At 73.1% G+C, this 1,646-nt stretch carries 1 protein-coding gene; it reads right to left on the bottom strand.

The genetic code is table 11. The annotated features are described in order from the left end of the window. Positions 1-5 precede the first annotated feature (5 nt). On the bottom strand, positions 6-1,454 hold the full coding sequence (locus HW445_RS30125) for an FG-GAP-like repeat-containing protein (protein ID WP_180223976.1): 1,449 nt from the start codon (positions 1,452-1,454) through the stop codon (positions 6-8). Between the last annotated feature and the right edge of the window lie 192 nt (positions 1,455-1,646).

The raw sequence follows: 1,646 nt of genomic DNA on the forward strand, positions 1-1,646 counted from the left end.
CGGTCCTAGTCCGCGAAGGTGTGCCCGAGCCGCGGGGCGCCGCTGGTGGAGACGCCGAGGGCGGTCGGGGAGAGGGACCGGGAGCCGGTGGCGGTGATCTTCGTGCCGTCGGAGACGAGCTGGACGATGCCGCCGTTGTCGTTCTCGAAGGTGCCGGCCAGCAGGTCGGCGCGGCCGTCGCCGGTGACGTCGTCCAGCTTCACCTCGATGCCGAAGCGGTCCCAGTGCTCGTTCTCGCCGGGGACGCCCGCGGTGTTCTGGTGGAAGACCTGCGCGCCCGTGCCGGTCAGGCCGTTCGCGGTGCCGCGGAGGACGACCACGCTGCCGGCGTACTCGACGCCGTCGACGTCCTCCTGCGGGACTCCGACGGCGAGGTCGAGGTAGCCGTCCTTGTCGACGTCCCCGAGGTCGAGGGCGAGTCCGAAGCCGTCGGACTCCTCGGCGGCGCCGGGCACGCCGGCCGTGTCCTGGTTGATGGCCTGGAGCCGGCCGTTGCCGTCGGCGGAGCCGTAGGTGATCCATATCTGGCCGCCGACGTGGGTGTACGGCACCGGGTTGCCGTCCAGGTCCTCGGTGGAGCCGGTGTTGCTCACGATGTCGCCGTAGCCGTCCCGGTCGATGTCGCCGACGGCGGTGACCCAGCCGGAGCGCAGTTCCTTGGCCTGCGGGGAGCCGGGGCCGTCCGGGCCGCCCAGGAAGAGGAGGTTGTCGTTGCCGTCCTCCTGCTTCGACAGGTAGGTGCCGGAGGACACCAGGTCGGTGGAGCCGTCGCCGTTGACGTCGCCCGCGGTGAGCGTCCAGGGGTAGTAGTCGGCCGGCACGCGCAGCGGGTGGTGGGCGGCCGGCACCCCCGACGCCGAGAAGCCGCCCTTGAGGAACTGGACGGTACGGTCGCGGTCGGAGACGACCAGGTCGTCGCGGCGGTCGCCGTCGAAGTCCCCGGCCACCAGGGCCGAACCCCACTTGACCCCGTCGGCCGGGTTGGCGACGGTGACCGAGCCCGTGCCGGTGAGACCCGAGGGGGAGCCCCACAGGAGGGTGACGGAACCGGCGTCCGCCGTGTCGCCGACGTCCTCGCCGGGGGCGGAGGCGGCGAGGTCGTCGTAGCCGTCGCCGTTGAAGTCGCCGTAGGCCAGCTGGGCCCCGAACTCGTCCCCGGGCTCGGCCGCGCCGGGCACACCGGCCGTGTTCTGGCTGATCAGCGTGCGGTTGGTGGCGGTCACGCCGCCCGAGGCGCCGTAGAGCACCGCGATCTGGCCGGCCTCGGCGTGGCCCGAGACGTACGCGGTCGCGGCGTTGGCCGCGACATCGCCCTTGCCGTCACCGTTGAAGTCGGCCTTGGCCACCGCCGTGCCGTCGGCCGCGGCCGCGGAGGAGGCGGTGAGGGTCAGCAGGCCGCCGGTGAGGGCGACCGAGACGAGGGCCGCCAGGGCGGTGCGGGTACTGGGACGCAATGTGAACTCCTCGATTCCCCGATGGAACGGCACGCGGTCCCGTGGACCGCGGCCGGCGGACGGACGCCTGCCGGTGATCAAGACATGGGAGCGCGTGGAATGGTTGCCTCCACTTCCTCCTGGCCGATGTGGGACCGGTGCCGGGCCGATGCCCGGCCGACGAAGGGGCGCGGTCGACGGAGCGCGGACGAC

Source organism: Streptomyces sp. UH6, assembly GCF_013421635.1.
In the GTDB taxonomy this organism is placed as follows: Bacteria; Actinomycetota; Actinomycetes; order Streptomycetales; family Streptomycetaceae; genus Streptomyces; species Streptomyces abyssomicinicus.